The organism is Methanospirillum sp. (assembly GCF_035560735.1).
Taxonomy (GTDB): Archaea; Halobacteriota; Methanomicrobia; order Methanomicrobiales; family Methanospirillaceae; genus Methanospirillum.
Window position 1 is genome coordinate 1 of record NZ_DATMYY010000195.1, and the last position, 6,441, is coordinate 6,441.

The 6,441-nt window shown below is 43.3% G+C and carries 3 protein-coding genes and 1 pseudogene; all 4 read right to left on the reverse strand.

The features are described from left to right. The coding region (locus VN429_RS05750; RefSeq protein ID WP_325630809.1) for a hybrid sensor histidine kinase/response regulator at positions 1-1,273 on the reverse strand (1,273 nt) is incomplete at its 3' end. A 7-nt stretch (positions 1,274-1,280) separates the two neighbouring features. Then, positions 1,281-3,707 (reverse strand): hybrid sensor histidine kinase/response regulator, encoded by a 2,427-nt coding sequence (locus VN429_RS05755; RefSeq protein WP_325630812.1) that lies wholly within the window; start codon positions 3,705-3,707, stop codon positions 1,281-1,283. A 10-nt stretch (positions 3,708-3,717) separates the two neighbouring features. Continuing rightward, positions 3,718-6,105 (reverse strand): methyl-accepting chemotaxis protein, encoded by a 2,388-nt coding sequence (locus VN429_RS05760; protein ID WP_325630815.1) that lies wholly within the window; start codon positions 6,103-6,105, stop codon positions 3,718-3,720. Positions 6,106-6,182: 77 nt separating this feature from the next. Next, positions 6,183-6,441: pseudogene (locus VN429_RS05765) on the reverse strand (hypothetical protein); the annotation flags it as partial.

The following is a 6,441-nucleotide window of genomic DNA, read 5'->3' on the forward strand; positions in this document are numbered from 1 at the left end:
TCTCAAACCGGGCTCCAGTTCCGGGACATCCGGTCTCAAAGATGGTTATACCGGTAATAGAGAGAATTTCACGTGAAAGGAAAAGGCCAAGTCCGGTATTCTTCCCGTACTGAAATGTGAATACCTTCTCTTTTTCTTCTACCGGAATTCCTACACCATCATCATCACAGATGAGAAAAAAAGTATTTTCGCGATTTTCAACGTAAAATCTGATGAAAGTGTTTTTAATCCCATATTTTACCGAGTTATGGATCAGATTTGCAAACACCTTCTCAATTAGCGGATCTGCATAAATTTGAATACCAGAAGGTATGTCAATGTCCAGCCGAATCTGGTTTAATGAGGTATGCCTGAGTGAATTTTCAACGAGATTTCTGATGCCCTGCCATACTGGAGATTTTATCCCGATATGCTGGTACTCATCTGTAAAGCGAACAGTTTCTACAGTCTGTCCGACAATTTTCATGGCCTTCTTGATAAATGCCCAAGCATTTTCGGGATTTTCCTCACGATCAGAATAGGCTATCTCAAGATATCCCTGAAGTGAAGTAAGTTGATTTAAAAGATCATGACGGGTAATGGTTGCCATGAGTTGGAGTTTATTGTTTGCACCTGCAAGTGCAGTTTCAACCCGTTCACGTTCTGAATTCTCATAAATCAAATCATAATTTGACTTCTGCAGTTCTTGAACTGTATTTTTAAGCTCTTCATTCAGGTAATTGAGTTTATCATGAGTCTCCTGCAGCTCTGAATAATTCTTGACAGCTATCTCATACGTTGAAAGGAGGATGTTCAGGATCTGTCTGCGATTTGCGCTAATTTTGAAGACTTCACCTGCAAAAGAGACATCCAGGGCCAAATCCGGATTGGCAAGATCTGGATAGCTTCTTGTGAGATATGTACCAATTATTCTTCCATTAATTGAGGATGGGTCAAATGGTTTGATGATGAAGTTGTCTGCACCTGCAGCCAGACCCTTGATTACATCAATTGGATCATACAGGTTGGTTACCAGGATAACGGGAATATCTGCATTATTTGGGTCCGATTTTATTGTCCGACAGAGAGAATACCCATCCATTTCAGGCATCAGAACATCAGTGAGAATAAGATCTGGCTTATTATCAAAGATTACAGAAAGAGCCTCTGAACCGTTTGATGCAAGCGATACACAATACCCTTCCTTTGACAGGATATAGCGGAGATACTCTGCCTGGGTCCTGTTATCCTCAACAATTAGAATCTTCTTTGGCAATATGACAGATGTATCCATGTATCTCTCAACCAGTTTTTTCCATCTTTGAAGGTGGTTTTCCAGAAAGAAGATCACTGATGACAGTAAGGAAGGAGTCTTTCTCAAAACTACTCTTCACCAGATATGCATCTGCACCAATTGCTCTTCCATGCTCTCGATCCTCAACAGAATCAAGCGATGTGATTAAAACTACTCTGATACGAGCATAACGGTCATCTGTCCTGATCTTTTCGGTGAGAGTGAACCCACTCATCCGGGGCATATCGACATCAGATACGACCATATCAAACTCATACTCCTTAAGTTTTGCGAAAGCATCAGCGCCATCACATGCCGTCTGTACTAGGTATCCTGCCATCTCCAGAATTCTCTTTAAAAGTGCACGTGATGTGACAGAATCTTCAACGACCAGGATCCTCCTCCCTTCACGTTCAGTCTTACCAACAGGACGTTCCTGACGCCCAGATATGAAAGCTTCCTGGATAAGTTCAATGGGGTCAAGGACCATTGCCACCGTACCATCACCGAGTATGACAGCTCCCGTGATTCGTTTGACGCTCTTAAGGAGGCTACCTAGTGGTCTAACCACAATTTCCTGTACCTGAATCACCTCATCTACAACGCATGCAATTTGTCTGCCTCCATACTCCATCGTTACAATAGGAACTGGAGCGATACCGGTAAGTCGCGGTCCTGGATCAGGAATCCCAAGTGCCTGAGTCAGGAGGACCACCCTCACAGTTTCTTTGTCAATGCGAGCCACAAGACGTGATCCCCGATAATTGAACAATGATGGATCAGCCCTGATAACCTGTTTAACCTGCTGAAGAGGGAGCACATAGGTCTGACCTCCTGCTCTTACCACGACTCCTCGGAGAGTAGCCATGCGGACAGGCAAGACTATGGTAATTGATGTTCCTTTCAGAGATTCTGAGGAGATCATGACATCACCCCCAAGCCTGCTCACCACATCATCGACAATGGCCAGACCAAGTCCTCTGCCTGATAACTCACTGACTTCTCGACAAGTTGAAAGACCTGATCTGAAGATGAGCCAGAGTGCTTCTTCATCAGTCAATTGATGCGCCTGTTTTGAGGAGATTACGCCTTTTTCAACAGCAATATCACGAACCATATTCCGATCGATACCGGCACCATCATCAATTATTTCAATACTGACTTTACTTCCGGAATGTGGTGCCACCCTGGCCAGAAGAAGACCACTATCCGGTTTTCCTCTCGCACGTCTGACATCAGGTGTTGCAAACCCATGATCGATGGAATTATGGATCAGATGCATTAACGCAGGCTTGAGTGCTTCAAGAATACGTCGATCCATCTCAATCTCGCCACCCTCTATCTTCAGGTCCACTAATTTTCCAGATTCGCGTGAATAGTCACGAACAAATTTGTGAAATGGTGAAAGAATTGTTGATATCGGAAGGAGGACAGCATCATGAATAAGATCTGATATCTCACTCGTGCTTACCTCAAGAGCCGATCGATCCACATCGGTTGCACGAATATGGAGCGAGAGATCATGCTGGAGACTTACCACAAACTCATGATCAGATTTTAAAAATCCAATTAACCGCTCAAGGGGGAGTAAAATTTCAGGGGGAAGTGATGACTTCTGAATTCCGTATGTAAACTCGCGAATCTGGTGAAGATCGCCTTCAATCTGTGAATAGTTCCACTTCCAGAGAGAAAACGTACTCATCATTTCTTCCAGTTCCCGAAGGCGTTGTGTAATAAAAAGCCTGGTAGTAAGAAGATCATCTGAACCGCTTATCAGCTGGTCTAATTTATGAGATGAAATCCTGACAGTGTCAGTACCTGCAGTATTTCCGGGAATATTTCGACCAACGGTCTTTAGTTCACGCCTTATCTCCTGATCAGATACAATGGATTCAGGTGAAGGAAATTGTGATGGAGCGGGTTCTAAGAGATATTTATGAGAAGATTGAATCTCCAAAACGTTGTCGCATCCAGAAGGGGGGTTAGATGCTCCAATCATTTCTGGAAAGGCATCCGATTCTAAAACGATTCCTTTTTTTTTCTCAATTAGAGACACTCTTAAGGCACATACAATCTCTGATGAGATCAATTCTGACGAAGGGTCGGAAGAAAGAAGTGAATAGATGACTGTGATAGAACGATGGAGCAGATCATAAACTCCAGAGTCTGAACTAATCTCTTCTCGTTTGAGTGCTGAAAAAACATTTTCTATGTTCTGACATATAGACTCAATTTCTTTGAGATTTACTGCACGGGCGGCTCCTTTCAGACTATGGGTTTTCCTAAAAACCTTTTCAATCAGGTCAGCCTTATCTTCTTCATTTGCCTTTTCAAGACTGATGAGACCCTGGGATATATCTGTGAGAATCTCATCAGCTTCTTCACGGAAGGTAGCAAGCAGCCACTCGTGGAACTCTTCGTCAGAACTGATCATGGCTACAGGTTCAGACGTGATACTGTTCGGTAATCTTCTTTAGTCTGACTCCGAGTTCGTGTAAATCTTCTGCTGTTTTTTCAGCTTTTCTGGTTGTATCAAGGTTCTTTTGAGCTGCATCACGTATCTTCTCGATTGCCATAGATATCTGATCCATTCCAGCAACCTGATCCTGAATTGAGGTAGCTATCTCAAGTGCTTCCTGTGATGAATCTGCACTGGTTCGGGTGAGCACTTCAATTGCTTCTCTTGCATCACTTGTCAGACGGGCAGCATCAGCCACAGTTTTAGTTCCCCGCTCAGTAGAGACGACAGTTGACGTAACACCACGCTGAATATCAGTAAGGATTGTCCTGATATTGGCTGTTGCCTGTTTTGATTGTTGGGCAAGGTTATGGATTTCATGTGCCACCACTGCAAATCCTTTTCCGAATTCTCCGGCTTTTGCTGCTTCTATTGAAGCATTAACCGCAAGGAAGTTAGACTGATCAGAGATCTCGGTAACAGTGGCAATAATTTCTCCGATTGCCTGACTCTGTTCAGATAGTTTGATAACATTGATCCCAATCATATCCATCTGCCGCTGGATATGATTCATACCATCAAGTATTTCCTGCACAGATCTCTGTCCTTCACCAGATACCTGAATAGCCCGGAGTGCTTTTTCAGACACAGCTTTGGTCTTCTGGTTTGCTAGTTCTGTCTTTTTTCTTACTGCTTCAACAGTGTCTGAGGTCTCATTCACAGTTTCTGCGGTTTGATAACTTGCAGAAGAAAGTTGTGTCGTTACAGTAAGAATCTCGCTTGACGCAGAAGAAAGCACAGAGACACCCTCATATAACTCTTCTGTGATCAGTTTCATCAATCGCGAGAGTTCTATACCGATAGTATTTAACGCATCCCGATATGCGACGAACTCACCGGCAACAGGAATCGTTTCATCAAACCGGGCAGTGAAATCACCTGAAGCATAATACCGGGCAAGACGCATAGCCTCATTTACCGGCTCAGTGATCGTCTCAAGCGTTTTATTGAACCCTGCGATAATCATCCGATATCCACCAGAAAATGCGGTTTCATCACCTCGTACAGAGAGATCACCAGATCGGGCAACATTGGTTAGTTTGATCGTCTCTTTGTGCAGATGATCTAAAGATTCAACCATCATTCGTAGAGCAGGTCTGATCTCATCCCGATCATCCACCGGCTCTGAGAACTCAATGATGTACTCACCGGTAGCGATCTTCTTTATCGTCTCCACAACATTGGTCTGAAGATCATCTGCAAATTCATCCATCGTAGCAGCCATGATACCGATCTCATCCTGACGCTGGATCTTTAATCTTGCAGAAACGTGGCCGTTACGAAGTTCCTTGATCATAACGACAACCTGCTGCAGAGGGACGGATATTGAGCGTCCGAACATTATGGCGACGATGGCACCGATAAGTATGGAAGCTGTAACCAATGCAAATATTGTGTTTCGAAGAGTATCAATCGGGCCTGAAAAATCAGATAAATCTGCTCGTGAGACAATGTACCAGTCAAGAGGTTCATAGTAGGTGTATGCATCAAAAACCATTGTCCCATTGTAATTATGGGCTATGGATCCCTCCTTCTTGTCAAACATCTCCCTGATGTATTTCATATCAGAGATATTTTGTCCTGCGAGGGCTGGATGTATCAATACGTTTCCGGAACCATCAAAAACGTACATGTATCCATGCTTGCCAACAGTTGTCTCGTTGATACTTTTTTTGACGATATCCAGTGTCTGTCCTTCTTCTGTTCCTGCAAAGAGCACACCGATGACTTCACCATTCTGATCTTTTATCGGTTCATAAGCAGTAACATAGTTTTTGCCAAATAGATCACGCCTGCCATAATAGGTCTCCCCTTTCTTAACAGCCACATCATACACATTATCAGTCAGATGAGTGCCCACTGCCCGTTCCCCATCAGTGCCGATAACATTGGTTGAGATGCGGACAGCATATGAGTCATTGTACACCTGAAAGACAGTAGCAGCCCCACCAACAAGTTCCTGAACTTTATCAACGATTTCAAAATTATTATTGACAACATACCGGTTTCCGTTCCGATCGGTAAGTGTCATATTTCCATCAACGATAGAGGGTGTTCCTTTAGAGTAAAAATTCTGCTTTACAACATTCAGGTCACTGTTAACCTTAACACGGGTCAGTTTATAGACATCGTTGGTCCATCCTTTCATGTCCTGAACCTGTGTCTCAAGCAATGTCTCAATCTGTTCGTTGATTACACTGCTAGAACTGGAGTACGCCACAACACCTAGCAGCAACGTCGGAATAATGGCTAGAAAGAGACAGATAACCAGAATTTTTGTACCTACTTTCAAATCTCTAAAAAATTGAATCATCACAGAACTCCTAAAGACCCCGCTTTCAAAATATCCTGAATAGTTACCTGCCAGAATATACTCTTACCAGACATTTTTCACCACACCCGCTGACCTGCTACTACGGAATATTCTAATTCCCCGGATTGATCCACAATCATTTTTGGATCTGCCAGAATTGCTGCTGCGTTAATAACCATCAGACCTGTATTCATAATACCAAAAATATAATTCGGTTCACCTGGCGCAAATTCAGGGCCTGCCTTTTGTAACTCCTCGATAGGAAGAAGACTAATCCCTGTTATCTGATCTGCAAGAATGCCAAATGTAATATGGCCATCAGTCAGGACAATAACC

Bases quoted from the DNA above. Each gene is read 5' to 3' on its own strand.
- VN429_RS05760 (WP_325630815.1), bottom strand. From the start codon at position 6,105: ATGATTCAATTTTTTAGAGATTTGAAAGTAGGTACAAAAATTCTGGTT.
- VN429_RS05755 (WP_325630812.1), bottom strand. From the start codon at position 3,707: ATGATCAGTTCTGACGAAGAGTTCCACGAGTGGCTGCTTGCTACCTTC.